The organism is Siphonobacter sp. SORGH_AS_1065, assembly GCF_030818595.1.
GTDB lineage: Bacteria > Bacteroidota > Bacteroidia > Cytophagales > Spirosomataceae > Siphonobacter.
This window is the reverse complement of sequence record NZ_JAUTAM010000006.1, coordinates 179,589-205,925: the sequence shown is the minus strand read 5'-3', so window position 1 is coordinate 205,925 and position 26,337 is coordinate 179,589. Positions and strand designations below refer to the sequence as shown.

The 26,337-nt window shown below is 45.5% G+C and carries 21 protein-coding genes; 18 read left to right on the top strand and 3 right to left on the bottom strand.

All coding sequences use genetic code 11. The features are described from left to right. Positions 1-129 precede the first annotated feature (129 nt). From QE390_RS21545 to QE390_RS21530, 4 genes are read left to right on the top strand one after another with little or no spacing between them, the layout of a single operon-like run. Complete coding sequence (locus QE390_RS21545; protein WP_307143796.1) at positions 130-3,261, top strand: TonB-dependent receptor; 3,132 nt, start codon at positions 130-132, stop codon at positions 3,259-3,261. Positions 3,262-3,281: 20 nt separating this feature from the next. Continuing rightward, entirely contained in the window at positions 3,282-4,850 is a 1,569-nt protein-coding gene (locus QE390_RS21540; protein ID WP_307143795.1) for a RagB/SusD family nutrient uptake outer membrane protein, read from the top strand. Between the two features lie 18 nt (positions 4,851-4,868). Further along, positions 4,869-5,924, top strand: a complete 1,056-nt coding sequence (locus QE390_RS21535) for an IPT/TIG domain-containing protein (protein ID WP_307143794.1) — start codon at positions 4,869-4,871, stop codon at positions 5,922-5,924. Positions 5,925-5,982: 58 nt separating this feature from the next. Then, on the top strand, positions 5,983-6,972 hold the full coding sequence (locus tag QE390_RS21530; RefSeq protein WP_307143793.1) for a glycoside hydrolase family 5 protein: 990 nt from the start codon (positions 5,983-5,985) through the stop codon (positions 6,970-6,972). A gap of 8 nt (positions 6,973-6,980) precedes the next feature. Here QE390_RS21530 and QE390_RS21525 read toward each other — a convergent pair whose 3' ends face one another. Further along, positions 6,981-7,544, bottom strand: a complete 564-nt coding sequence (locus QE390_RS21525) for a DUF4256 domain-containing protein (protein ID WP_307143792.1) — start codon at positions 7,542-7,544, stop codon at positions 6,981-6,983. A 610-nt stretch (positions 7,545-8,154) separates the two neighbouring features. Beyond that, complete coding sequence (locus tag QE390_RS21520) at positions 8,155-8,448, bottom strand: GIY-YIG nuclease family protein (RefSeq protein ID WP_307143791.1); 294 nt, start codon at positions 8,446-8,448, stop codon at positions 8,155-8,157. Between the two features lie 771 nt (positions 8,449-9,219). On the opposite strand from QE390_RS21520, the gene QE390_RS21515 reads away from it, so the two are divergent. The 10 genes from QE390_RS21515 to QE390_RS21470 all read left to right on the top strand — a co-directional run bounded on the left by QE390_RS21515 (position 9,220) and on the right by QE390_RS21470 (position 21,269). Beyond that, entirely contained in the window at positions 9,220-10,467 is a 1,248-nt protein-coding gene (locus QE390_RS21515; protein WP_307143790.1) for an efflux RND transporter periplasmic adaptor subunit, read from the top strand. Continuing rightward, positions 10,464-11,912: a TolC family protein gene (locus QE390_RS21510; RefSeq protein ID WP_307143789.1), complete on the top strand. Its 1,449-nt coding sequence runs from the start codon at positions 10,464-10,466 to the stop codon at positions 11,910-11,912. The genes QE390_RS21515 and QE390_RS21510 overlap by 4 nt, the downstream gene beginning before the upstream one ends. A gap of 12 nt (positions 11,913-11,924) precedes the next feature. After that, entirely contained in the window at positions 11,925-12,587 is a 663-nt protein-coding gene (locus QE390_RS21505) for an ABC transporter ATP-binding protein (RefSeq protein ID WP_307143788.1), read from the top strand. 35 nt (positions 12,588-12,622) lie between these two features. Next, positions 12,623-13,870, top strand: coding sequence for an ABC transporter permease (locus QE390_RS21500; RefSeq protein ID WP_307143787.1), 1,248 nt, complete (start codon positions 12,623-12,625; stop codon positions 13,868-13,870). A 43-nt stretch (positions 13,871-13,913) separates the two neighbouring features. Further along, positions 13,914-15,077, top strand: coding sequence for an ABC transporter permease (locus tag QE390_RS21495; RefSeq protein ID WP_307143786.1), 1,164 nt, complete (start codon positions 13,914-13,916; stop codon positions 15,075-15,077). Between the two features lie 51 nt (positions 15,078-15,128). Then, positions 15,129-16,496 carry a sigma-54 dependent transcriptional regulator gene (locus tag QE390_RS21490; RefSeq protein WP_307143785.1) on the top strand — a complete coding sequence of 456 codons (1,368 nt, stop codon included), beginning with the start codon at positions 15,129-15,131 and terminating at the stop codon, positions 16,494-16,496. Beyond that, positions 16,493-17,776, top strand: coding sequence for a PAS domain-containing sensor histidine kinase (locus QE390_RS21485; protein ID WP_307143784.1), 1,284 nt, complete (start codon positions 16,493-16,495; stop codon positions 17,774-17,776). Before QE390_RS21490 ends, QE390_RS21485 begins: the two co-directional genes overlap by 4 nt. A gap of 950 nt (positions 17,777-18,726) precedes the next feature. Continuing rightward, positions 18,727-19,482 (top strand): SDR family oxidoreductase, encoded by a 756-nt coding sequence (locus QE390_RS21480; RefSeq protein ID WP_307143783.1) that lies wholly within the window; start codon positions 18,727-18,729, stop codon positions 19,480-19,482. Between the two features lie 345 nt (positions 19,483-19,827). Continuing rightward, complete coding sequence (locus QE390_RS21475; RefSeq protein ID WP_307143782.1) at positions 19,828-20,448, top strand: TMEM175 family protein; 621 nt, start codon at positions 19,828-19,830, stop codon at positions 20,446-20,448. A gap of 146 nt (positions 20,449-20,594) precedes the next feature. Then, a complete protein-coding gene (locus QE390_RS21470) occupies positions 20,595-21,269 on the top strand; it encodes a hypothetical protein (protein ID WP_307143781.1) in 675 nt (224 codons plus the stop codon). Between the two features lie 365 nt (positions 21,270-21,634). Here the strand turns inward: QE390_RS21470 and QE390_RS21465 are convergent, their stop codons facing one another. Continuing rightward, on the bottom strand, positions 21,635-22,078 hold the full coding sequence (locus QE390_RS21465; protein WP_307143780.1) for a DUF2141 domain-containing protein: 444 nt from the start codon (positions 22,076-22,078) through the stop codon (positions 21,635-21,637). A 285-nt stretch (positions 22,079-22,363) separates the two neighbouring features. On the opposite strand from QE390_RS21465, the gene QE390_RS21460 reads away from it, so the two are divergent. From QE390_RS21460 to QE390_RS21445, 4 genes are all read left to right on the top strand, one after another. Beyond that, positions 22,364-23,764, top strand: a complete 1,401-nt coding sequence (locus tag QE390_RS21460) for a Gfo/Idh/MocA family protein (protein WP_307143779.1) — start codon at positions 22,364-22,366, stop codon at positions 23,762-23,764. Positions 23,765-23,908: 144 nt separating this feature from the next. Further along, positions 23,909-24,493: a Crp/Fnr family transcriptional regulator gene (locus QE390_RS21455; protein ID WP_307143778.1), complete on the top strand. Its 585-nt coding sequence runs from the start codon at positions 23,909-23,911 to the stop codon at positions 24,491-24,493. A 54-nt stretch (positions 24,494-24,547) separates the two neighbouring features. After that, positions 24,548-24,862 carry a hypothetical protein gene (locus QE390_RS21450; protein WP_307143777.1) on the top strand — a complete coding sequence of 105 codons (315 nt, stop codon included), beginning with the start codon at positions 24,548-24,550 and terminating at the stop codon, positions 24,860-24,862. 178 nt (positions 24,863-25,040) lie between these two features. After that, positions 25,041-25,937 (top strand): DMT family transporter, encoded by an 897-nt coding sequence (locus tag QE390_RS21445; RefSeq protein WP_307143776.1) that lies wholly within the window; start codon positions 25,041-25,043, stop codon positions 25,935-25,937. Positions 25,938-26,337: the final 400 nt, after the last annotated feature.

Sequence of the window (26,337 nt, the reverse complement as noted above, 5' to 3'; positions counted from 1 at the left end):
GTTACTGACCCCTGATTTTAGCAAAACAGGCGTGTATTCCTTCTCTCGTTTCTTTCCGAAGTGAGCCGGGTTTGCTGTGCCTTCTCCAAAGCTTTTCTTACCAATTATGTTTTCCTAATACTATTTCAAATGATAAGACAACTACTGCTCATTTTTCTGGGAATGAGTATTTGCCTGAGCACCTGGGCTCAGCAGCGAACCATCCGGGGCGTCGTTTCTGACACTCGCGGTACTCAATTGCCCGGAGCTTCAGTGTATGTGAAGGGCTTGCAACTCGGGGCCACTACCGACGTCAACGGCAAGTTTAGCTTAACGATTCCGGCTGATGCCAAAAGCTTAACCGTTTCCTACGTGGGCATGCAAACCCAGGAAGTAGAAATCGGTACTAAAACCGAATTGGCGATTACCCTGCTCGATAATGATAAAAACTTCGATGAGGTGGTGGTAATCGGTTACGGAACGGCGAAACGGTCGGATGTGACCTCTTCCATTACTACGCTGAAAGCTTCTGAATTAAAGGATATTCCGGCGGCTGGGATCGATCAGCTTTTGCAGGGCAAAGCGGCTGGGGTAACGGTAACCAGCAATGGCGGACAGCCCGGCGGGGGCGTTTCGGTAAAAGTACGCGGGGTTACTTCGATCAATAGTAACGATCCTTTGTTTGTGATTGATGGTGTTCCCTTCGTCAATGGTAATACCTCGGCCAGCTCGGGTTATGCGGGTTTGGGAGGGAGCGATGGGCAAACGGGGAATAGCGTCATGGCCATGCTAAATCCCAATGACATTGAGTCTATCGACGTGCTGAAAGATGCCTCCGCTCAGGCTATTTATGGGTCTCAGGCGGCGAATGGCGTCATCATGGTGACCACCAAAAAAGGAAAAGCCGGGGAAGGAAAGATTAACTATGATGTGTATTACGGCGTATCCGAAGTGGCTCGCAAGCTCGATTTGATGGATTTACGGGATTTTGCCCGCTATCAAAATGAAGTATTACCCATCATTGGAAACCCCGTTGCTGACGAATTCAAGGACCCGTCCATTCTGGGACGAGGTACCGACTGGCAGGATGCCATGTTTCAGCGGGGAAATATCCAGAACCATCAGTTGAGTTTTTCGGGAGGCAAGGAACGAACTACGTATTACCTGTCACTCAATTATTTCGATAACAAAGGAATCCTGTTGGGTTCCGACTTTAAACGCTACTCGACCCGGTTGAGCCTGGATAACCAGTTGAAAAGCTGGGCCAAAGTGGGTTTGAGTGCCAACGTATCGAGAACCATTCAAAACGTAACCCTGGCCGATGCCGCAGAAAGCACCATCTGGTGGGGAGCGGTGACGAGCCCGCTGATACCCGTGAAAAATCTGGATGGTTCCTGGGGTGGCGGCCAAACCGTAGGCGGCGTGCAGTATAACAACGCCAACCTGGTGGGTAACGCTCAGTTTCGCGGGAATACCAAAACGACGAACACGGTTTTCGGAAATCTCTATGCGGAGTTACAGTTTACCAAAGATTTATCGCTGAGAAACGAACTCTCTTACTCGCTCGGTCAGGATAATAACGTGGCTTTTCAAAAGGCGGGGAACGTCGGTGGAACCTCCTTCCGTAGCCGATTGATTGACTCCCGTTCAGACAGTTATTACTACTCGTTAACAAATTACCTCAGCTATAATAAATACGTAGGCAAGCACGGCATTCAGTTAACCTTAGGCCACCAGGCTCAAGCCTCGTATTACCAGGCCATTTCGGGCTCGAAAGTCGATTTACAGGCCAATATCTTTGATTTAAATACGGGAAGTTCCGATCAGACTACCTGGGGGTTAAGCGGTGGTAAAGGACAATGGGCCATGGAGTCTTACTTTGCCCGGGCCAACTATACCTACGGTGATCGGTATTCAGTATCGGCCAGTTTCCGGGCGGATGGGTCTTCCAACTTTGGTCCTAACAACCGCTGGGGTAACTTCCCCGGGGTTTCGGTGGGCTGGACGGTCTCTAACGAAAACTTTGCCAAAGGAAGTTTTTCCAATGTAGTCAATCACCTCAAACTTCGGGCCGGGTACGGCTCTGTGGGTAATCAGAACTTCCCCGGAGGAGCACCTAACCCGGCTTACGTAGGTTCCGTTCAATTCTTCTCCGGTCCGGTTGGTTTCGGTACGTCGAACATGATTAACGGGATTCCTAATCCGAACTTGAAATGGGAGTCTGTAAAAACCACCAACTTCGGCGTAGATCTAGGCTTGCTGAACGGGCGAATCGATGCCACGATTGATGTCTATCGTAAGGTTACTTCCGACATGATCATTTTCCTAACCGGACCTAACCTCATTGGCGTGGGTGACCAGTGGGATGATTTAAAGGCTCCACTAGGCAATGCCGGGCAGATGACGAACAAAGGAATTGACATTGGGATCACCTCTACCAACATCAAAACCAAAGATTTCAACTGGAAGACAAATGTGGTCTTCACCCAGTTTACCAATACCTATGACAAAGCTGCCAGTGCCGCTTCGGCTCTGGATGGGAAGGTCTATTATAACAACTACCTCGTGACTCACACTACGCCGGGCCGACCCGTAGGTTCATTCTGGGGGCTGGTTACGGATGGACTCTATCGGAATCAATCGGATCTGGATAATAGCCTGCCTCAGTTTGGCTATAAAGTCAATCAGAATGAAACCTGGCTGGGCGATGTTCGATTCAAGGATATCAACGGGGATAATAAGATTGATGCTTCAGATATGACCTTTATCGGAAGCCCACTACCCAAATTCACCTGGGGTTTGACGAATTCATTCAACTATAAGAATCTGGATTTGTCCATTTTCTTTCAGGGTAGTCAGGGAGCAAAGGCGTTTAACTTCTTACGCTGGCAGCTGGAAGGCATGAATAATGCCTGGTCTAATCAGTTGCGAACCGTAACCGATCGGTACACTGCCGATAACACGGATGGAAAATTACCCCGCTTCACGGTTACCAACAAAAACAATACGGCTATGTCAGATCGCTACGTAGAAGATGCTTCCTTCTGGCGAATTCAGAATATTACGCTGGGGTATCGCTTACCACAAACCCTGCTGAGCCGCATTAAAATGAGTAACCTACGCATTTACGGGACCATCCAGAACCTGAAGACGTTCACCAACTATTCGGGTTATGACCCGGAAATTGGAGCCCTTAACAACAGTATCAAGCTCATGAATGTAGACACCGGACATTACCCCAATCCACGGACTTTCACCTTAGGGGCCAACTTCCAGTTCTAGAGCTTTTAAACGATTAGGCAATGACTATCAAATCGATATATGGCTTTGTAGCAGCAGGATTACTGCTTACGGCCTGCGGTAAAGAATTTATTGAGCGACCCTCCCTTTCGGGAACAACCACGGGAAACTATTATAACTCCGCCGAAGAGGTTCGGGCCGCGACGAGTACCTTATATAGTGGATTACCCTGGCGGAATTATGAAAGCCGGGCTCAGGATGCCATCGGCGATGTGATGGGAGGAAATATGTTTACCTACACCGACGTCGAGTACCTGAACTTTACCATGTCGTCGGCTTCCGAACGCATCGGGGCTGCCTGGGGGGCTTTCTATAAGATCATTGGGTATGCGAACGTAATGATTAAAACCTTCGAAGAAAAGAAAGCTTCGGGGGGCGGAGCTTCGTACCTCGATCCTGCCATTGCCGAGTGCCATTTCATTCGCGGAACGGTATATTTTTACATTGCCCGCACCTGGGGGGCCGCTCCCATTATAACCGATCCGGGGGCTACGGCCTTATCGGGGAACTTCAACATTCCTCGTTACTTGCAATCGGATGTGCTTCGCTTTGCTCTGGAAGAATTAAAGCTGGCCGAAGCCGGACTGCCCGAGTCTGACGTGGCTGGACGTTTGACGAAGTATTCCGCCAAAGGCATGATGGCTAAGGTGTATCTGTATCAGAAAGATTATACCAATGCCAAAGCCAAGGCTCAGGAGGTAATCGACTCTGGAAAATACCGGCTGGTGAGTGATTACAACGGCATGTTCACTAAAACGAGCATGAATAATAACGAAGAGACACTCTTTAGCATTCAGCACCAGCTCTCGGGCGATCCCTGGGGAACGGGTAATATCAAAAACCCGGACCGTGGAGCGGGGGCCCTGCGAACGGCAGAGGCAGATGCCTGGGAGATGTACATTCCTTCGCTGGATCTTTTGAAAGAATACGAATTCGGCGATTTACGTCGCAAGTGGTCGGTGATGGAGCATGGCTGGACGAATACCGCCTGGAAACCTCAACGCGTCAATGCTCCCAAGTATAATGCTTTCATGGCCAATGGATTCAAGTACGATACGCTGCAACCCGTGGAAGACGGCGGCAGCCTGAGTCCGACTCGCTCTAACATTACCAAGTATTTTGCCGGACCCGGCAAAAGCTTTGGTGGTGACGCCGTACTGGGCCAAAATTCGGGCAATAACGTAGTCTTGCTTCGGTATGCGGATATCCTGCTGATTTATGCCGAGGCGACACTGGCTGGAGGGGCTTCTTCGAGCGATGCCAAAGCTTTACAGGCTTTAAATCTGGTTCGTTCCCGGGCGGGGCTGGCTCCGAGAACTTCGTTTACACTGGATCAGATTATGCACGAACGTCGGGTAGAGTTTGCGTTTGAAGGGGATTACTGGTACGATATTCAGCGGCAGGGGTATGCTAAAGCCAAAGCCATCATTGAAAAACAGAATCGGGGTACGGTAACTGCGGCTAATTACCTGACTAACTTCAGCGAAGACCGGATGTACTTACCCATCCCGGCGGGTGAACTCGTGCAGGACCCCGAACTGGCCAAAGATCCCGTTCCTTACTACAAATAAGACCTAATCAATGCATTTATGAAAGCTTTATATATGGGGCTGGCTGCTCTGAGCATGGGCCTACTTTTAAGTTCCTGCGAGCCAGATACGGACGGCAGACCGCAGGTTAAACCTGGCACACCCGTAGCCACCACGATTGCCCCCGACTCTGCCGCAGGCGGAACGGTAGTTACCCTGCGGGGCACGGGTCTGGGAGATATGCGTAGCATCGTTCTGGAAAAAGATAATGTTGCGGCGGGCATCATGCCGACGCTGAATACCGAAGATGCTCTGATTTTCAGAATACCGGATGAAGCCATCGGCGGAAGTCAGAATATTACGTTTACTAATAGTCTGGGAAGAGCCGTATCTGTACCTTTTCGGGTACTGGCTTATCCTACGGTCACGGAAGTTTCGAATTACAACTTCACGAAAGGATCGCAGATTACCTTAACGGGCAATAACCTGGACGATGTAACTTCTGTAAAATTAACAGGAACAGCGGTATCGGCTAAGATTATCTCGAAGGCTAAAAAACAGCTTACCATTGAGATGCCCGCCACAACAACTACCCGCACTACGCTGGATATATTGAACTCGACGGGGCCCATGAAAACCACGCAGGAGTTTGTAAACCTCGAACAGGCGTATCCCATCTTCCTGGATGCCTACGGAACGGGTATTACGGATGCGTCCTGGGGGGATGCAGCGGTGATTTCTACGAAAGAATTCAAATCAGGAACGGCTTCCGTTGGAAAGACTTACCAGAAAGGAAACTGGCACCTCATCGGCTTCTCCTTACCGGGGCTCGCCTATGCTTCGAGTTATACCTACGTTTCAGGCTGGATTAAAGGAGCTTCTGCGGATTATTCACTCTACCTGACGACCGACGCCAGCAAAGAAGGCTTTGGTAACTACGTCAATGCCAATAAAATTGACGTGAAAGCAGGCACGTGGACGTATTTTAAAATCAAAATTTCTGACGCAGATTTCTGGTCGGCGGGGAAAACGTTGAAATCACTGGGCTTCCGCATTCAGGGACCCGACAAGCAGGATGAAACGTTTTACTTTGATGACATTATCCTGGTTAAATAAATGAACTGCTTCACCTTACTGGATTCGTTCCAGTAAGGTGATTTTTCTTACAAAATTGATGCAAAAGTATCGCACGGCTTTCGGGGCTTTCGTACTAAGCCTGACTCTGTTGACTTCCATGTATGCCCAGTCGCCCGTTAAAAAAAATGGAGCTTTACGTGTGGAAGGGAACCAGGTAGTGAATCATCAGGGCGTGCCTCCACAGCTTCGGGGCATTAGTTTATCCTGGAGTGTCTGGGGAGGTAGGAAGTATTACAATGCGGAGGTAGTAGACTGGCTATGCCGGGACTTTAACATTAATCTTTTACGAGCGTCTATGGCCGTACAGCCCGATTCGGGTTACTTGAAAGATCCGGTGAATCAGAAGAGCCTCATTACTGGGGTGGTAGATCGGGCCATTAAACGGGGCATTTATGTACTCATTGACTGGCACGATCATAACGCTGAACAGCACCTGAAGGAGTCGAAGGAATTTTTTAAAACCATGGCTCAACGGTATGCCGGAACGCCGAATGTCATCTACGAAATATGGAATGAACCGGAGCGGCAGGACTGGCCCACTATTAAGGCTTATTCCGAAGAAATCATCCGGGAAATTCGTGCTCAGGACTCAGAAAATCTGATTATTGTGGGTAGTCCGCATTGGGATCAGGACGTGGACGTAGCAGCTCAGGATCCCATCAAAGGCTATAAAAACATTGCTTACTCTTTCCACTTTTACGCCTCGGAATCCAGTCATGACCAGCGGTTGCAAAAGAAAGCAGAATTAGCTCAGGAGAAAGGACTGGCTTTAATGGTGACGGAATGGGGCGTGGGGGAAGCCAGCGGAGACGGGAAGTTTGATCGCCAGCGTACGCAGAACTGGATGGACTGGATGGAAAAAAATAAACTCAGTTGGGTGAACTGGAACATAACCGATAAGCGGGAAACGACCGCTGTGTTAAATCCCGGAGCTAGTGCCAGCGGAGGCTGGAAAGAGCAGGATTTAACACCAGCAGGCCAGTACATCCGTGCAGTATTACGGAGTCATTCTACCCGTAAACAATAGGGTATACCTTAGACTCGAAGCGAACCCCGAAAAGCCCGGGCGGCATAATACGACTGGGCTCCGTTGTGATAAATAAAGACATGGCCGTAACGAAAATCTGCAAATAAGGCTCCGCCTAGTTTGCGGATAGCGGCTGGGGTTTGAATCCAACTGGAAGTTTTAGCATCGAAAGTACCTAGCTTTTGTAGCTCTCGATATTGGTTTTCCGTTAATAACTCAATGCCCATTTCCGCAGCCAGGTCCAGAGCGTTATGTTCGGGCTGGTGTTCTTTTCTGGATAATTGCCCCTCCTGATCATAGCAAACACTTCGCCGCCCCTTGGGACTTTCAGCCGAACAATCGAAGAAAAGGTATTCGTCGGTTTGTTCGTCGTAAGCCACTACGTCAGGTTCGCCGCCGCTCAACTCCATTTCGTTAAGTGACCAGAGTTTGGCAGGATTGGCTTCCAACTTCGCTTGAATTGCGGCCCAATCCAGTAAAGGATGACGCTTTCTAAATTTCTCAAACCGGGTTTGCAAGGTCTGGAGTAAGTTTTCTTTTTCTTCGACGGATAAATCTCTCGATTGGCTCATTTTTGTTAGAGGTTAACTTTAATAAACGCTCGCGAAAATAGATAAACTATCACTAGCGATCATCAGCAATCCGACTCAATTTTCATCGCCTTTTGGGCTATGGTGAGAAGCTACTACGCTGATTGGCAAAACTCATCAGCTACCCTTGATATTCGAAGAAAATTAATGCTTAGGCCTTGGCTGACAGAACAAAGGGCTTCATTAGGTTTGCAAATGTACTTTGCTTGGGGAAGATTTATTAATCCCAGTACAGGCCCATTCTACAGAAAGACTCTCACTTCGTTCGAGGTGACTGTTAATAGAAATTATTAACCTTCGGAATTCATAGTTGGCTAGTTCGGGGCACAACAGTGGGCGAGCATCGGACAACTATGAATGATCATTTGCCCTCTCCCTGTCATCCAGAGCGAAGCGAAGGACCTTATTGATGTTCGATGTACTCTCTATCAGGGAAGGTTATTCCAAACATGAATAAGGTTTCTCACTTGGTTAGAGATAATACGTTAAGTAATGCAAATATCATGATCTGTCATTCAGAGCAAAGTGAAGAACCCTATTGCGGGTTAGGCACACCCTGGATATTGAAATGATGATAACAGATGAAGCCTCGTTATCTGATTAGCAAAAATGCTTTCTTAGGGTTAGTCGTTGCAATTAGTTCCTCCTTCTTTTTCCTGGACCAACCTTTAATTTCTTTCTCCCGGGCAATGGCTTCCTGAATGCGTTGAAATGGCTCCCAGTATAAAAGATTATAGCAGTAATATTTCCCCGCGAACGTCTCTGGATTACCTCGATTTTCAAAGTGTTGCTGCATTCGAATAGTCAAATCATTCGTAACCCCAATATATAGAACCGTTTTACTTGGATTCGTAGTAATGTAAATAAAGTAAGAATAGCATTTCATAACTTACTAAACCAATGATAGTCTTTTTAGATGAAGGTAGATTGATTTTGAAAAAGTCTCGTTACCGTTTAATAAATCATTCTTCTACGGTCTTATGCAGAGCATAGTAAAGAACTTCCTTGGGTTTGAAATGACTAACTTCATTAGCATGCAAGGGCTCTCATTACGTTCGGCTGAAAGGTGGGGGAATAATAAGTACTGCTCATAACTTCATTATATCTGGTCATGAAGAACCTTTACTAATTTTATCACCGGCCCATTCTACAGAAGGTCTCTCACTTCGTTCGAGATGACAGCCGAGCGACTGCGAGGCTTTGGCAACCTTACTTGGTTGCATCCCCGGATTTCATCTGGGGCTATCCAGCCTGGGGCTATTCATATTCAACCCCGCTGGGGTTGTTGTTAACATTGTTAAAATAGGTTTATGAAAAATAACCCCAGAGGGGTTAAACACCAATAGCCCCGGATGAAATCCGGGGACACTGGGGGGGGATTGTTGGTAATGATAACTAGCTCATACCTGAAGAATACATAAATCTTTTCCATTGTAACCGGTCACCCCAAGCAAAAGACTTTGTTAAGAATATGAGCCAAACAATGCTAACCTAAAATACCTTTACGCACGTCGTGTTAATCTGCACAAAGCGTGCGAATCCGCACGCTTTTCTTTCTTGTTAAAAACTGTAAACAGCTGATTAATAGATAATTGAGTTATGGCACGGTTGTGGCATATACTAAGGTAGTCACAGCCTTTCAAATTTCAATTATTACATGGATCGGGAAGTACAAATCGAATACCGCAATCGGCAACGGAACCGAAAATGGCTCATTGCCTCGGGTCTGGTGTTGGTTATTGTTGCGGGTATTTACGCCGTCAGAACCACCTTACAGAGTTCCATCGAAAGCTCAAAAATTCGTACGGCTACGGTAAGTACGGGGGATGTCGAAAACACCTTGACTGCTTCGGGAGAAGTCATTCCCGCCTACGAACAAATCATGACGAGTCCTATCCGGGCCAGTATCAAACGGGTGTTACTGACTTCGGGCACGCCCGTAGAACCGGGTAAGGCCATTCTGGAGCTGGACAAATCCCTGACCCAGATTGAGTACGAAAAAATGCAGGATCAACTGGAGTTAAAGCGTAACAGCATTGAACAACTGCGGATGAAGCTAAACAAGAACCTGTACGACGCGGAGATTAGTGATAAAATCAAATCACTGAACATTAATAAACTGCGGGCGGATGTGGAAGATTACCGCCGCTTGCAGAAAGTAGGGGGAGCTACTCGCGAAGACATTACCCGGGCGGAAAATGCCTTGAAAATTGCTGAGCTGGAAAAACAACAGTTGGAAAATGACCTTACTTATAACCGGCAGTCGATGGGAGCAAGCTTGCGGGAAACCGAGCTGGGAGCCCAGATCGAAGGTAAAAACCTGAAAGAACTCGAGCATAAACTAAAAATGGCAGACATCGTTGCTGACCGGAAAGGGGTGCTGACCTGGGTGAATGAAAATATTGGTTCTTCGGTAAATGAAGGGGAGATGCTGGCTAAAGTGGCCGACCTGGGCAGTTTTCGAATCGACGGTTCCTGTTCTGACGTATACGCAGAAGAGGTAAAGACGGGTTTACCCGTTATCGTAAAAATTGGCGAATCAAACTTACGAGGGATGATTAGTCAGGTAAAACCAGCCATTACCAATGGTATTGTCAAGTTTGTGGTGCAGCTCGATCAGGCATCCACGGCCCAGTTACGGCCCAATCTGAAAGTAGATGTTTTCATCGTAACGAGTCGCAGCAGCCATACGTTGCGAGTGAGTAACGGCCCTGCTTTTACGGGTAAACGCAGACAGTTTGTGTATGTGCTCAACGGCAATACAGCTTCTCGCAGAGAAGTGGAAATTGGGCTTTCCAATTTTGACTTTGTAGAAATTAAAAGCGGGCTAAACGTGGGCGATCGGGTTATTCTCACGGATTTAAATCAATACGAGCACCTAAAGGAAATCACAATTAAGCCATGAAAACATTCCTTTACCTGCTTGTATTCCTGCTGAGTTTTCATTCCGGCTGGTGCCAGGACCGGAAGCTGACGCTTGCTCAGGCCGTAGAGTTAGCCCGCCATGAATCGCTGGCGGCCAAGCAGGCCTTAACTCAGAAAAAAACCATTTACTGGCAGTATCGATCCTTTCTGTCGGACTATAAACCGCAATTAAGTCTGAATGGAACCTTACCAGGCTTTACCCGATCGTTTATTGAAGTCGTTCAGCCCGATGGAACCATTGCCTTTCAACCCGTATCCAATAACAATTCTTTGCTGAATCTATCACTTAGTCAGAGTATTGCTCCGACGGGGGGAGTGCTCTACGTACAGAATCAGCTCCAGCGGTTCGACGATTTTGCCCGGAATAATACCCGTTACAATGGCGTTCCTTTTGAAATTGGAATTACCCAGCCCCTGTTTCGATACAATGCCATGAAGTGGGATCGGAGAATACAGCCGCTGAAATATCAGGAAGGCATGCAGGAGTTCATTTCATCGATGGAAGAAGTGGCCTTGCGAACGTCTCAGTATTACTTTGAACTGTTGGTCGCTCAGGTAAATCTGCAAATTGCCGAAAAGAATCGCCAAAATAACGATACCCTCTATACGATTGCCAAACATAAGCTTGATTTGGGTCGCCTTTCCCAAAATGATCTGTTGCAGTTACAGATGGGATTATTGACAGCAGAGAAAGATCTGGCTTCGGCTCAGCAATCGGCTACGGTTACTTCTTTGCAATTGAATCGCTACATGGGTTTACGAACGGATCAAATGCCAGCTCTGGAAATACCGACGGAGCTTCGGGAGTTTAGGGTAGAAGCTCAGAAAGCCATTCAGGAGGCATTTATGAACCGGGCCGATGCCATTACTTTTCAGCGAAGATTACTCGAAGCCGAACGCGATGTGCAACAGGCGGTAAAAGAGAACGGATTAAATGCTTCTTTGAACGCCAATTTTGGACTTTCCAATCAGGGTATTCGTCCAGCCGAAGTATACCGAAAACCGCAGGATCGGGAGTTTGTGGAGTTACAGTTTACGTTACCGATTTTGACCTGGGGCCGCAATAAAGCCCGAACGGAAGTAGCCCGGGCCAATCGGGAATTTGCTCAGCAGTCGGTTGAACAGGATAAGATTACGTTTGAACAACAGATTTTTACGCAGGTAACCTTGCTGGAAATGCTTCAGAAACAGGTAAAACTCACTCGTTTAGCCGACGAAATTGCCGCCAATCGGTATCAGATTGCCCAGGATCGATTCATCTTAAGTAACCTTAGCGTAACCGATTTAGTCATTGCCACGCAGGAAAAAGACCGGGCGAAACGGGATTATATCCTGGCTTTACGAGATTACTGGCAGTCGTACTACAGCCTGCGATTATTAACGCTTTATGATTTTGAACGAAACGAAAAAATTGTTTATAACTAACTGAAATTCATTATGATCAAGCTTCAGAATGTCGAAAAAGTATACCGCACCAGTTCGGTTGAAACACTGGCCTTGAATAATATTAACCTGACGGTGAATAAGGGCGAATTCGTCTCCATTATGGGACCGTCTGGTTGCGGGAAAAGTACATTGTTAAACATCATGGGTCTACTCGACGAACCTTCGCAGGGCTACATTGAAATTGACGGTCGGCGAGTGGAAAGTTACCAGGATCAGAAGCTGGCCCGGTTGCGTAATGAAAAGTTAGGCTTCATCTTTCAAAGTTTCCACCTGATTAATGATTTATCGGTGTTGGATAACGTAGAGATTCCTTTGTTGTACCGCAATACTTCAGCCAAAGAACGCCGTGAACTGGCCCGCGAAGCCCTGGAAAAAGTAGGGTTAAGTAACCGGATGAAGCACTTTCCCAAGCAACTTTCCGGCGGACAAAAGCAACGGGTCGCTATTGCCCGGGCCATTGTGGGCCGACCTGAAATCATTTTGGCTGATGAGCCGACGGGTAACCTCGACAGCGTCATGGGCAATGAAATCCTTTCCATCCTTCAGAAACTCAACGCCGATGGGGCCACGATCATCATGGTGACGCACGACGATTCCATGGCCCGTCAGACGCATCGCCTCATCCGCCTGTTCGACGGCACCCAGGTGCAATAATCCCGTTCTCGACTCACTGATTCAGCTCTTGTGCTATGATACTTAACTACATCAAAATTGCCTGGAAAGTCCTGCTGCGGCACCCTTTCTATACCTTCATTACCCTCTTTGGCATCAGCATTACCCTGACGGTACTGATGGTGGTTACCTCATTCATGGATCACCTGCTGGGGGTGCATTATCCCGAAGGCAACCGCGACCGTTCGCTTTTTGTAACCAGCGTGGTGCAGAAAGATACGACTCGAAGCAGTCGAAGCAGCAGCCCGATGAGCGTTCGATTTATTCAAACGTATCTGAAAACCATGCACACGCCCGAACGGGTGGGGATGACCTCAATGTTTACTTTCGCCAATGCGTACGTGAATGGGAAACGAATCAAACTTTTTACTAAATACACCGATGCTGATTTCTGGCGGGTATGTACGTTTGAATTTCTGGACGGAAAGCCTTTCGCCGAACCGCAGATCAAAACGGGCGATCAGGTAGTCGTCATTACGGACGATTTTCAGAAACAGTATTTTGAAGACGACGGCAAGACCGTCATTGGCCGGGAAGTCGAAATCGAAGGGCTGCGTTACCGCGTGATTGGCGTGGTGAAAGGCAGCCCGGCTACCCGCCCGTATTCGTACGCGGACGTGTATTTTCCGTATACCGTACCCAAGAGTAACTACGAACGCGGAAATATGCGGGGAAATTTCATTGCGATTCTGATGGCTAAGGATAAATCCGAACTCTTGACCATGCAGTCTGAATTTCAGCAGGCCATGAGTCGGATTCCTCAGTCAGGTACGGAATATGGATCAAAGTATACCAATTTTATGATCAAAGCCGAAGGTTACGCCGATCAATACATGACTTCTTTTTTTGGGGATGACGACAGTCGAAGGGTATTTTTCTTCACCGCCGTCGCCATCATCCTGCTGATGTTTATGGGCTTGCCGGCCCTGAATCTGGTCAATGTTAACGTGGGACGCATGATGGAACGGGCTTCGGAAATTGGCGTTCGGAAAGCGTTTGGAGCTCCGGCCAAAACCTTACTCTACCAGTTCATTGTCGAAAATATCTTCATTACGTTCATCGGCGGCAGCCTGGCTCTGGTGTTTTCGTTCGTCATCATTCAGCTCATCAATAACAGCGGCTGGATTGCTTACGCCGACCTCGCCATTAACCCAACCGTTTTTCTGGTGAGTCTGGCGGTCTGTTTTCTTTTCGGGTTACTGTCGGGCGTGTTACCTGCCTTCCGCATGTCGAAGCTGAAAATTGTCGATGCCCTGAAATCCTAATTCATTCACCTGAAGCTATTTATTACCTATAAAATGTAGCTCTATGCTTCGTCATTTTTTCACTCTCATCTGGAATAAGCGGAAAACACATGCCCTGCTTATCGTTGAAATCTGGGCCTCTTTTCTGGTGCTCTTCGGCGTGTTGACGTTTCTGCTGTCCAATCTGCGTAATTACCGCGAACCCATCGGTTTCTCCTACGAGCAGGTATGGAGTATGGAGCTGACTAACAATCAGGATACCACCGACGTGCCCGCCAAGGTAGAAAGCATCCTGCGACGCATTCGGGCGTATCCCGAAGTGGAAAGTGCCAGCCGCATGAGTTCGAACACGCCCTTTACCATGAACAACATGAATAATGGCGTCAGCTATCAAAATGTCAGCACCATGGCTGAGTTTTACCGAACGGATGAATTGCTGTATCGGACGTTGGATATTACCATGCAGAAGGGTCGCTGGTTTGGCCCGCAGGATCGCTCCGCCCGGTACACGCCGCTGGTCATTAATCAGAAATTACAGGAAAAACTCTTTCCGGGTGAAAATCCACTCGGAAAGATGATCAAAAAAGACGATACCCATTTCTGGAAGGTGGTAGGGGTAGTTGAAACGTTCAAAGGCAAGGGAGAGTACATGAATAATACGCCCGCCATCTTCGAACCGCTGACCGAAAAAGATTGGGACATGAGCATTCTCATCAAGACCAAGCCCGGAACGGACGCTACCTTCGAGGCTAATCTGGTGAAGGACGTTCTGGCGATGGTGCGTAACTGGGGAGCGGAGGTCACGTATCTGACCGAATCCCGGAAGACGCAGCATAACCTGACACTGGTTCCCGTCATCATCTTCGGGATCATCAGTACTTTTCTGCTCATTAATGTAGGATTAGGCCTGTTTGGTGTTCTAAATTTGAACATCGCCCGCCGCCGGGGTGAAATTGGGTTACGACGGGCGATGGGAGCCACCGAAAAAAGTATATCCCTGCAATTTCTGGGTGAAATCTGGGTATTGGCAAGCTTTAGTATCCTGTTGGGACTGTTGTTCGCCGTTCAATTTCCCCTGCTTCACGTCTTTGACATGGACGCCGGGATTTACTTGCTGGCGATGGCCGTGGCGGTTGTCATTATTTATTTAATTGTTACGCTTTGTGCCTGGTACCCCAGTCGTCAGGCTTCCCTGATTGCTCCGGCGGTGGCCCTGCACGAAGACTAGGCCGACAGAAGTTTTCCGATCACCTTCCGCCTTTGTTAATTTCTTACATTCATGATCTTAGTCGTTGACGACGATATAGCCATCCGTACTTCTTTATCCCTTCTCCTCAAAAAAGAAGGGTTTAAAGTGTTGGGAGCCGGTTCCGCAAAAGAGACCTTCGAGATTTTAAGGCAGCAAACGCCCGAGCTGATCTTGCTGGATTTGAATTTTTCGATGGAAACTTCTGGCAAGGAAGGTATGGCTTTGCTGGATGAAATCCGGCGATTGCAACCGAATCTTCCGGTAATCCTGATTACGGGTTGGGGTAGTATTGATCTGGCCGTTGAGGGAATGAAAAAAGGAGCCCGGGATTTTATTACCAAACCCTGGCAGAATGAACACGTGGTACAGTCAATTCGGACGATTCTCAATTTATCACAGACGGCCAGTGTTTCGTTAGGCCGACAGAAATTACAGGAGAAATACCAGTTTCAGCACATTGTTGGACAGGACGTGAAATTGCTGGAAATTCTGGAAACCATTGGCCGCGTGGCTCCTACGGAAGCCCCCGTTTTGATTACGGGCGAAAGTGGCACGGGAAAAGAACTCATTGCCGAGGCTATCCACCTGAATAGTCGCCGCAAAAGCCGACCTTTTGTGAAAGTAAACCTGGGAGGTATTTCTGCAAGTTTATTTGAAAGCGAACTCTTTGGCCACGTTCGCGGAGCCTTTACCGATGCCAAAATGGACCGGATTGGCCGCTTTGAATTAGCGAATCGGGGCTCTATTTTTCTGGATGAAATTGGCGAGCTGGATCTTTCCAGTCAGGTAAAGTTACTGCGGGTCTTACAGGAGCGGAGCTTTGAACCGCTCGGCAGCAGCAAAAGTCGCACGGCAGATGTGCGAATCATCTGTGCGACCAACCGGAATCTCGAGGAAATGGTAGCTCAAGGGACATTTCGTGAAGATTTATATTACCGTATTAACCTGATTTCTGTGAAGTTACCCGCCCTCCGCGAACGACCCGAAGACATTCCCTTGCTGGCGGAGTTTTTCATGAATAACCTTAAGGAAATCTACAACCGTCCGGCCCTGCAACTAAGTGCCGCCAGCGTGCAGTGGCTCAAGACTTTAGCCTTACCAGGAAATATTCGCCAATTGAAAAACCTGGTGGAGCGAACGGTATTACTTTCCCGCCATGACCGATTGGAAGTCAAAGATTTTCAGTCGAATCTGACGATGAGTCCCACCTCGGCCCGAAGTTTGCCCGAAGTAGGTACCTTAACGCTGGAAGAAATGGAATTTCACATGATTAAAAGGGCTATGGATTTCCATCAGAACAAAGTAGCAAAAGTGGCCCGCTCGTTAGGAATAACCCGATTCACGCTTTATCGTAGACTCGAAAAATATGGTATTTCTTACGATGCCGATGAAGTATGAAACTATCCAACCGACTCCAATATATCTTTTACATTACGGCCCTGCATTTGTTGTTAATGGGGCTGGTGTACCAGCTTTTGTTTCAAAACAAAGCTCTATTTATTGCTACGGAAGTCATACTGGTTCTTTCCATTGGCGTAGCGATTCATCTGTATCAGAGTTTTAATCAGCCTATTGCATTTATTCGTTCGGGCATTGAAGCCATTAAGGATAAGGATTTTACCGTCAAATTTGTCCCGACTGGAAAAGGGGAAGTGGATACGCTGATTGAGGTGTACAACCTTATGATTGACCAGCTTCGGGAGGAACGAACGCGTTTGCAGGAGCAGCACTTTTTTCTGGATAAACTGATTGAAGCCTCTCCGGTATCTTTGCTCATTCTGGATTTTGATGAACGAATAGCCGTCCTCAATCCCGTTGCCTTACAAACGTTCGGGACCGCAGTAGTGGGAAAAAAGCTGGAGAATGCTGAAAACGCTCTGCTTCTTCAGATGAGTCACATGACTGATGGCGAATCTCAAATTTTAAAAACAGACGGCGTTCAAGCCTACAAAGTGCAGCGTTCTCACCTGATGGATCAGGGCTTTCGCCGCTCGTTTTTCATGTTGGAAGAATTAACCACGGAGCTATACAAAACCGAAAAAGCCGCGTACGGGAAAGTCATTCGGATGATGGCTCATGAAGTCAATAATACCCTCGGAGCGACCGATTCGATTTTACAAACCACCCTTCACTCCTTACCAGAACCCGAATTTTCGGATTTTATCGAAGCTCTGCGGGTAGCCAGTCAGCGAAACGGTCGTCTTTCTCAATTCATGCGAAACTTTGCTGATGTCGTTCGATTACCTCAGCCGCGAAAAGAAACCATGTCTCTGAATGCTCTGGCCGAACAAGTGAGTGTATTTATGCGAGCTTCTGCTACGGCTCAGGCCGTTACCATTCATACGCCCCAGTCTCTGGAACCCTGTTCACTATACGCAGACGTTGCTCAGCTCGAACAGGTATTAGTTAACATTTACAAAAACGCCATTGAAGCCGATGGCAGTGAGATACGAACGGAGATTCGGGCTCATGAACTGTGCATTTTTAACAACGGAAAGCCAATTACATCCGAAGAGTCTTCACAGCTATTCAATCCATTTTACAGTTCAAAAAGCAACGGACAAGGCATTGGCTTAACCTTAATCCGGGAAATTCTGGTGAACCACGGCTACAACTTCACCCTAAAAACCCAAAGTAACGGCTGGACAGTTTTTCGAATTGAGTTTGCTATGGTTTAGGGTTTGGAGCGGCCGCCGCTGCGGTTTGGAGTTTGGAGTTTGGAGTTTGGAGTTTGGAGTTTGGAGTTTGGAGTTTGGAGTTTGGAGTTTGGAGTTTGGAGTTTGGAGTTTGGAGTTTGGAGTTTGGAGTTTGGAAAAGATAAAACCCATAAAGGTAGGGAAGAGGTTTTGAAATGAAAGTAATAACCCCAGAGGGGTTCAACATGAATAGCCCTGGATGAAAATCCGGGGTAAACGTTGGACGGGCCCATACGCTAATCTCTTGCCCTGGCTGGTGTCTTCACCAGCCATTACTTAAGTGGTTGGTGAGGACACCAACCACGGCGGATGCAATCAAGCATTTATAGGTAGAGACGCGACTTCATCGCGTCTGGGTAAGAGGCGGTCAGCGTTACTTTAGGGATTGTAAATCCGAAAGAGCATAAAAATCCGGGGTTTGTGTTACATAAAAAGAAACCAGCCAGGGCGAATGATTGCCCATCCTAAAAAACATAGCAATCAGCATTTCAAGTAGAGACGTGACTTCATCGCGTCTGGGTAAGAGGCGGTCAGCGTTACTTTAGGAATTGTAAATCCCTTACAGAGAACTTTCGGATTGCAAATCCGAAAGAGCGTATAACCGAGTCTAATTAGAATGCCTTCCCTTTAGATAGAAATAAAGATAACCCATTCCTCTTCAAGTCCCGATTGCTTTCAAGGCATGATATAGGTTGTATTTTGAGTAATTAATTTTAATACGTATAGTAGTTTATTCGCACTAGCCTTTTGGCCATGTTACGCCCATATGATCCCTATATAATTGATTATTTGCCCCTTATGACAAGATTTTATACCAAATTTGACTAGAAAAATACTCATGTGACATAGGACTTTGATTCATTTTTGCATTCAGTTAAATTATTAATAAAAGATAATTAACTGAGTAATAAAGAAAAATCAAATTTCAATTTATGTCTAAAATGAATGTGAACGGGAAAGTAATTGTAGTAGCAGGGGGCGGAAAAAACTTAGGTGGTCTGTTATGCCGGAATTTCGCAGCTCAGGGAGCCAAACTAGCTATTCACTACAACAGTGAAAGCTCTAAAGCGGCGGCTGAAGAAACGCTGGCTGAGGTTAAGAAACTAGGAGCCGAAGCGTTTTTATTCCCTGCGGACCTGACTAAGGTTGAAAACATCACCAAGTTGTTTGACGAAACCATAGCCCGATTCGGAGGAATTGATATAGCTATCAACACGGTGGGAAAAGTATTGAAAAAGCCTTTTTCTGAGACTACCGAAGAAGAGTATGATAGCATGTCAGACATTAACTCGAAAGTAGCTTACTTCTTCATTCAGGAAGCAGGAAAGAAAATGAATGATAAGGGTAAGATCTGTACCATTGTTACTTCTCTCCTGGCAGCTTACACGGGACTTTACTCTACATATGCCGGAATGAAAGCTCCGGTGGATCATTTTACCCGTGCCGCTTCCAAAGAATTTGGGGCTCGCGGCATATCCGTCACGGCAGTGGCTCCTGGCCCCATGGATACGCCTTTCTTTTATGGTCAGGAAAGCCCAGAGGCTGTAGCATATCATAAATCAGCTGCTGCTTTGGGAGGATTGACAAACATTGAAGATATCGCTCCTTTAGTTGAATTTTTGGTAACTGACGGATGGTGGATTACCGGGCAAACTATTTTTGCTAACGGCGGATATACTACTCGCTAATCACTTCGATTTTGAGGCCGTCGACAAAATGAAATTTCTTCTGATTTTATTTTGAGACGGCCTCTTTTCTTGCTATACCGCTATCGCTAATCATTTAAAACATTCTGGATTTCCTTGTAAAAATTGCCATTATCAATGGCTAATTGGTCCTTTTATAAACTAGCTTTTAATCTACTTATGTTGTTTAAAGCCATTACTTACAAGCTTTAAATGGATTGGTCTAATCCGCTCAATAGTTGATTCATAAAGTTGTAAATTTCTTGTTTAAATAAATTACTGAAATCCTCAGTTTTGTATTTTAATGAATATGTATTAAATAAATGTTGTTTTAATTGCTGAATCAAGATGGAAAACACGTACAATAAAATTGCTGGACATGAGGTGGGTCGAATTATAGCCATTAGCGATGCTGTTTTTGGAGTAGCAATGACACTTTTGGTTTTGGAAATTAAAGTTCCTGAAATAGAAGGAAATGAACATGAATTGGCAATATCTTTTTTAAAGCTAATGTCTAAGTTTTTGGTTTATTTTTTAAGCTTCATGACGGCTGGTATATTTTGGATGGGCCAAGCAGCCCAATTTCAGCATATTAAGAAAAGTGATAGACACTTGAATTGGATTAACCTTACGTTCCTACTATTCGTTTCTGTTCTTCCATTTACAACCGCATTTCTGGGTGACTACATTGATTACAAATTTGCTATTGGAATTTATTGGTTAAATATTTTTCTGTTAGGCCTCGTACTTTATATCAATTGGAATTATGCGACTAGTCATGGTTTTGTAACTACTGAAGACATACAAGAAGTCTCCTCTGCTATTAAAAAGAGAATTTTTGTTTCACAAAACCTTTATCTTATAGGAGCATTACTCTGTTTCGTAAGTTCCTATTTAGCTATAGCGGTTATAATTATGATACAATTAAACTATGCTTTTGCCTTTTTTAGTGGAGGTAAAAATAAATAGTTAAAGCATTTACTGTGAATAAATATCAACCCCTATTAGATCAACAAAAAAAACATTTCTATACTGATGTTACCAAAACGTATGAGTGGAGGCTTTATGGTGTATTAATAAAGTTTTGACTTCTATTTAATGACAATATTCAACGAATGAAAAAAATATTACTCTTTATTTGGATGATCTTAGGCGGAATCATTTCAATCTATGCTCAGGAAAAAAAAGAGCAACCTGCTCCACCTCCAGCAATTCCTATTGAATTTCTTCCCGGTTCAGATCGATTTTATTTTCAATCGATACTTTCCAGAGATATACCTCTAACCAATAATAAGTTGAGGTTTATATCCGTCATAAATTATGCTACGGAATACCATAACGAAAATGCATTTAAAAATGACTTCGTATCGGTGAATACTATAAGCTATAAGATCACTAAGCACATAGGCGTCGGGCCTTCTGCGGCTAATGTAGCTGGCTTAGGTTGGATCCCAAGTGTAGGTTTTCAGTTTGGATGGCGAAAACCTTCCTGGGCGTTGACTTTCAATCCTGCAATCAGTATAAATAAGCACACAAATACCAATAACGTATTGATATTGGAATATTTCCCTACGATCTCTAAAAATAACAGTTGGCGATTATACAGTCGTTTTCAAGCCCTTTACATCCATCAACTTGTGAATGATACCCACATGAGAAGTTCTTACTTCGGTAGGCTAGGGGTGTCCTATAAACAATTTACAATAGGTGCTGGCGTGAATGTTGATTATTACACTGCGTCTAAAAAACAGAAGCAAAACTATGGTCCATTTTTAAGGATCTTATTATAAATATCGGTTGTATGATATGTCTACAATTAAACGATAGGCTTACTCTATCAAAATAATTGAAATGATTATTTGCGATAAAAAACGGTAACAAAATCGCTTACGTGGAGACACGACCTCATCGCGTCTGGGTGAAAGACGGTTTTACCTGTACGCTGTGGTTGGTGTCTCACCAACCACCGTTTGCGTACCAATGACTGGTGAGACACTAGCCATGGCAGGGAAAGCTAAACGCGATGAGGTCGCGTCTTTACTTAATGAAGCGTTCTTATACTATTCTGATTTGCAAATCTGAAAGGCATGCATTGCAGTGTCGAAGACGGTATTTTTAGCCATCTGCCTTAACAACACGGCCTAGTAAAGAATATTTAAAAATATCTAATCTTACACTCTACTGCCACGGAAGGCGGTTTTACTTCGAATTTAAAATCATGAAAGGTCGGCTTACTCATTCCTGAAAGATAAAAGTTGGAAAACCCGACACCCTCTTTGGGAATACCGAGCATATTCTTTTCCATTTTTCCACTGTTGTTTTCATCATCCACCAAAGCCAGTCCATACGTACCGGCGGGCACCTCCAGCGAAACTTTCAAAACACCTTTAGCAATGGCAGCCTTCGGGAATTTCTGTCGGGAAACGGGCTTCTCGTCTTTAAAACCCTGTTGATCTTTAAAGACTGCAATGATGATTTGACCTTGATTAGATTTGATATTACTAACCGTAACATTCACGGTCTGAGCATGAGCCTCAATCAAAAGGCTGGAAATGATACTGAGTAAAAAACCAGAAACTACATAGCGGAAAGAGGACATGTTATTTTCTTTATAGCGTTCGTGAGAAGGAATTTGCGATCCTTGTGTATAACGGAAAATCTTCGGTGATGGTTATGCAGAGATTATAAATCCCTTACAAAGTGCTTTCGGATTACAAATCCGAAAGAGCATAGGCAGTTAGGTTAGCTACTGATGAAAGCTACAACTGTCAGAGAGTCAATGTAATAGGATACTCATTTTCTAGCAGTTACTGGATTGGAATGACTATTTAGGATAAGCCATGAGCATAATTACTAAAACATCCAACCCAACTAATTCATAGAAATGAATACTTATTTTGATCCTGAAAAAAGTAGAAATGCTCCTTTTACGATGAGCCGAAAGGGTTTTCTGCAAACGGCTGGTATTATGGCCGTAGGTGCGGCGGGTGGCCTTGCGGCAGCTTGTGAGTCGAAAGGCCAGAACCCTTCTTATCCGGTTGCGACCACTAGTAATTATACAAGCGAAGGCGGTCAGCAGGTGCCTTCTTCGCCCGCGTTTTCGCCGCCAGCCAAAGTACCCGGGGATTTTGATAAACCCATTGTGCTGGAAGAATGGAAATCTGACGCTGACCGGAAACCCGCTCCAACGCCTAATCCACTTCCCAGTGATCAGCGTATAGGTTATGCCGTTGTTGGCCTGGGACATTTGTCATTGGAAGAAATTTTACCAGCATTAGCGGCTTGTAAAAAATCAAAAATTGCCGCTTTGGTGAGTGGTAATCCCGAAAAACTGAAGCACGTAGCTCAGCAGTATGGGGTCAAACCCGAAAGCTGTTACAGCTACGAAACCTACGATAAACTAAAGGATAACCCCGAAGTTCAGGTGATCTATATAGTTCTGCCGAATTCCATGCACGCGGAATACACCATTCGGGGAGCTCAGGCTGGAAAGCATATTTTGTGTGAAAAACCCATGGCGAATTCCGCCGCCGAATGTCAGGCCATGATTGATGCCTGTAAAAAGGCTAATCGTCAACTGATGATCGCCTATCGCATTCAATATGAGCCTTTTAATCTATACATTCGTGAAAAAATACAAGCGAGTGAATTCGGAAAACCTAAGTTTATAGATGCTTACAACTGCCAGTCTTCGGCAAATCCTCAGCACTGGCGACACATTAAAGCACTGGCCGGAGGTGGGGCGTTGCCCGACATTGGTTTGTATTGCCTAAACACAACTCGCTTTATTTTAGGAGAGGAACCTACGGAAGTGTATGCCACCGTATACAGTGATCCCGAAAATCCTTTGTTCAAAGAAGTAGAGGAATTTTGCTCTTGGCAAATGAAGTTTCCGAGTGGTGTTATTGCCAATTGTGCGACGCATTATCATGTTCATGAATCCCGCAAGTATCGGGTAATGGCTGAACGAGGCTGGTACGACTTGGATAACGCTTACGCCTATACAGGTCAAAAACTAATGACCTCCCGAGCTGATGGTGAAATGGTGCGGCAGGAAAATGTAAGTATCATGCCTAAAAATCAGTTCGGAGCTGAAATGGACTATTTTTCTGAATGCATCATCGAAGATCGACCAGCTTATTCGACCGGGGAGGAGGGCTTGCAGGATCAGCGGATTATGGAAGCCATTTATCAGTCGGCCCGCGAGAGACGTCCGATAAAGCTGGCCCTGATTGAAAAGAAAGACGCTTTTCGCGGACCTCGCTCCTTCAACCAGAAAGCTTAGCTTCTTAGGAAATGATAAAATGCACCGATAGCTTAAACTATCGGTGCATTTTATCATTAGGATTAAAAGAGGAAATTGAACTAAAGCTAAGCATTGGGTTTTTACTGGTATGAAAATCGTATGACGAGTATTCGTTGTAAAAGCATGGAAAGTTTTCGTAAAGCCGTTCAGTCCTATTATCCCATCAGCGAAGCCAGTTTGCGTGCGTTTGAGGCACTATTACGCCCCCGCTTTATTCCCCGGCATACCTTCTATTTACTACAGGGAGATATTCCCCGAACCATCGCTTTCATTAAAAAAGGACTCTTCTCGTATTATTATACCGCCGAAAATGGTGACGCGGTTATCAAGAAATTTTTTCCCGAGGGCTATTTTATTTCTTCAACGGCAGCCATGCTCACGGGCACTTCCAGTCTTTTTAGTATTTATGCACTTGAGGATACCGAAATTCTGGAATATGACTTTCAGGCTTTCCGGCAGTTGATGCACAGCTTTTCGGATATGGCATATTTTCAGATCTATTACCTTGAAAAAAACTGGGTAATTGACAAGGAAGAACGTGAACTTTCGCTAAAATACAAACCCGCCGTAGAGCATTACCTGGAGTTCATGAAACAATATCCCTCCCTCCAACACCGACTGAAACAACATGAAATAGCGTCTTATTTGGGGATTACGCCTACGCAGCTTAGTCGGATAAAAAAAGAATTAAAACATCAACATATGTAAATGTTTTGGGTGTATTTATTCGAGAATTTTGCCCTCAACCTACCAGTTAAGGGAATGAAAAAATCAGTAAATCTTGTTCTAGTCTTACTAATCATCTTAAGTCATACGAAAGGCTGGACGGCCCATCTGGATACACTTCAGGTGTTTAGTCCTTCGATGAAAGAATCTATTCAAACCATTGGCCTTCATTACCCTGAGCAATTAGGAGCGTTGGGAAGTATGTGCAGAGCGGTTGATTTCAGACCTTACGGCAAAGACTACGGAATCGCTAAAATTTTGGGTAATAAGCTAAGCGATTGGGATGCCTACACGATGATAACTCAGGCTAGTCAGCTTGTCACTACACATCAGAAAATTCTGATAGACTGAGGCCCAGAGGACCCTTTGATTCAGGATAACCACAAATGACATGAGTTATTACTGAAGCAACACATTGCTCACGGTTACACCGAACGACCCGGTGGTCATACCTGGCATTATTGGTCAAAAGCGGCTGAATATCAGTTACTTTATTTTCATTTATTCTTTACTTCATCTCCCGAAACACTTGGAAGAAATTAAAGGTAGTATACTGGTGGCGTTAGGTGCCGCCAGTTATGGGGTGCTGGCCACCTTCGTGAAACTGGCTCACGGTCAGGGATATAGCACCGCCGAAATCACTTTCTCCCAATTCATCATTGGATTTGTAACCTTAGGCTTACTTCAGCTTTTCCAGAAAAAACAGCCCATAACGCAGGGGGGTAATTCAGTTAATACGCGACTACAACTGATGCTGGCAGGAACTTCGTTGGGTTTGACTAGTACATTTTATTACCTGACGGTTCAATACCTGCCCGTTTCGGTTTGTATTATTTTGTTAATGCAGTCCATCTGGATGGGACTTTTGCTGGAATGTGTGCTTATGCGAACCTGGCCCACTTTGCGACAAATCATTAGTACTCTGATGGTATTAGTAGGAACCATGCTGGCAACAAATCTGATTCAAACCGAGGTGGTTTTCAGTGGAAAAGGGTTAATGTTTGGCTTGCTGGCGGCGATGAGTTATACGGTTTCGATGTATTCCTCGAATAAAGTTGCTCCGCAACTAGCAGCCATTACCCGAAGTATGTATCTGGTATTAGGCGGACTGTTAGCCATTATTATTTTCTGGAATACGAGTCTCATTGATTCATTCAGGATTTCGGTATTATGGCCCTGGGGCGGCTTCCTGGCTCTTTTTGGTACGATCATTCCTCCTTTACTTTTCACTCGCGGTATGCCCATGACAGGTATTGCTCTGGGGAGTATTTTAGGTTCCGTTGAGATTCCGGTGTCCATTCTGTGTGCTCATTTGATTCTACACGAGAAGGTGATAGGCATTCAATGGCTGGGTGTGGGACTAATTATCACGGCTGTTTTTGCCTTAAATGTTAATTTCAGACGAGGGAAAGCTTTAACCTCATAACAAATAAAGAGGCTAATCATAAGGCTAGCCTCTTTATTTGTTAATTATTATAACGTTTTTGTTGCGTTATATTTTAATGATTGATAGAAGAACCCAGAAAGGATATGTGAAGTGAAATTTTAGCTAAACCTAGGCAGAGCGTGCGTTTGCCTACGTTAGAGAGGACAATTACAGGACTTCGTCTATATTTCAATCTGTCATTTTAGGTGAAGGAAGCTTGAATATTAAAGCAGTCACACGGTTATACCGAGTGACAAAGTGGAGTGCAGGCCTCTGGCCGATGGTAACAAAGGCATTTCTAATTAGTCAAGGCTTTCTTTTTCTACTATATTTCTTTGCCTCAGACGGCCAGAGGCCTACCGCTAGTGGGTCACTTGGCAGAGCCGAGAGACTGGGGAGA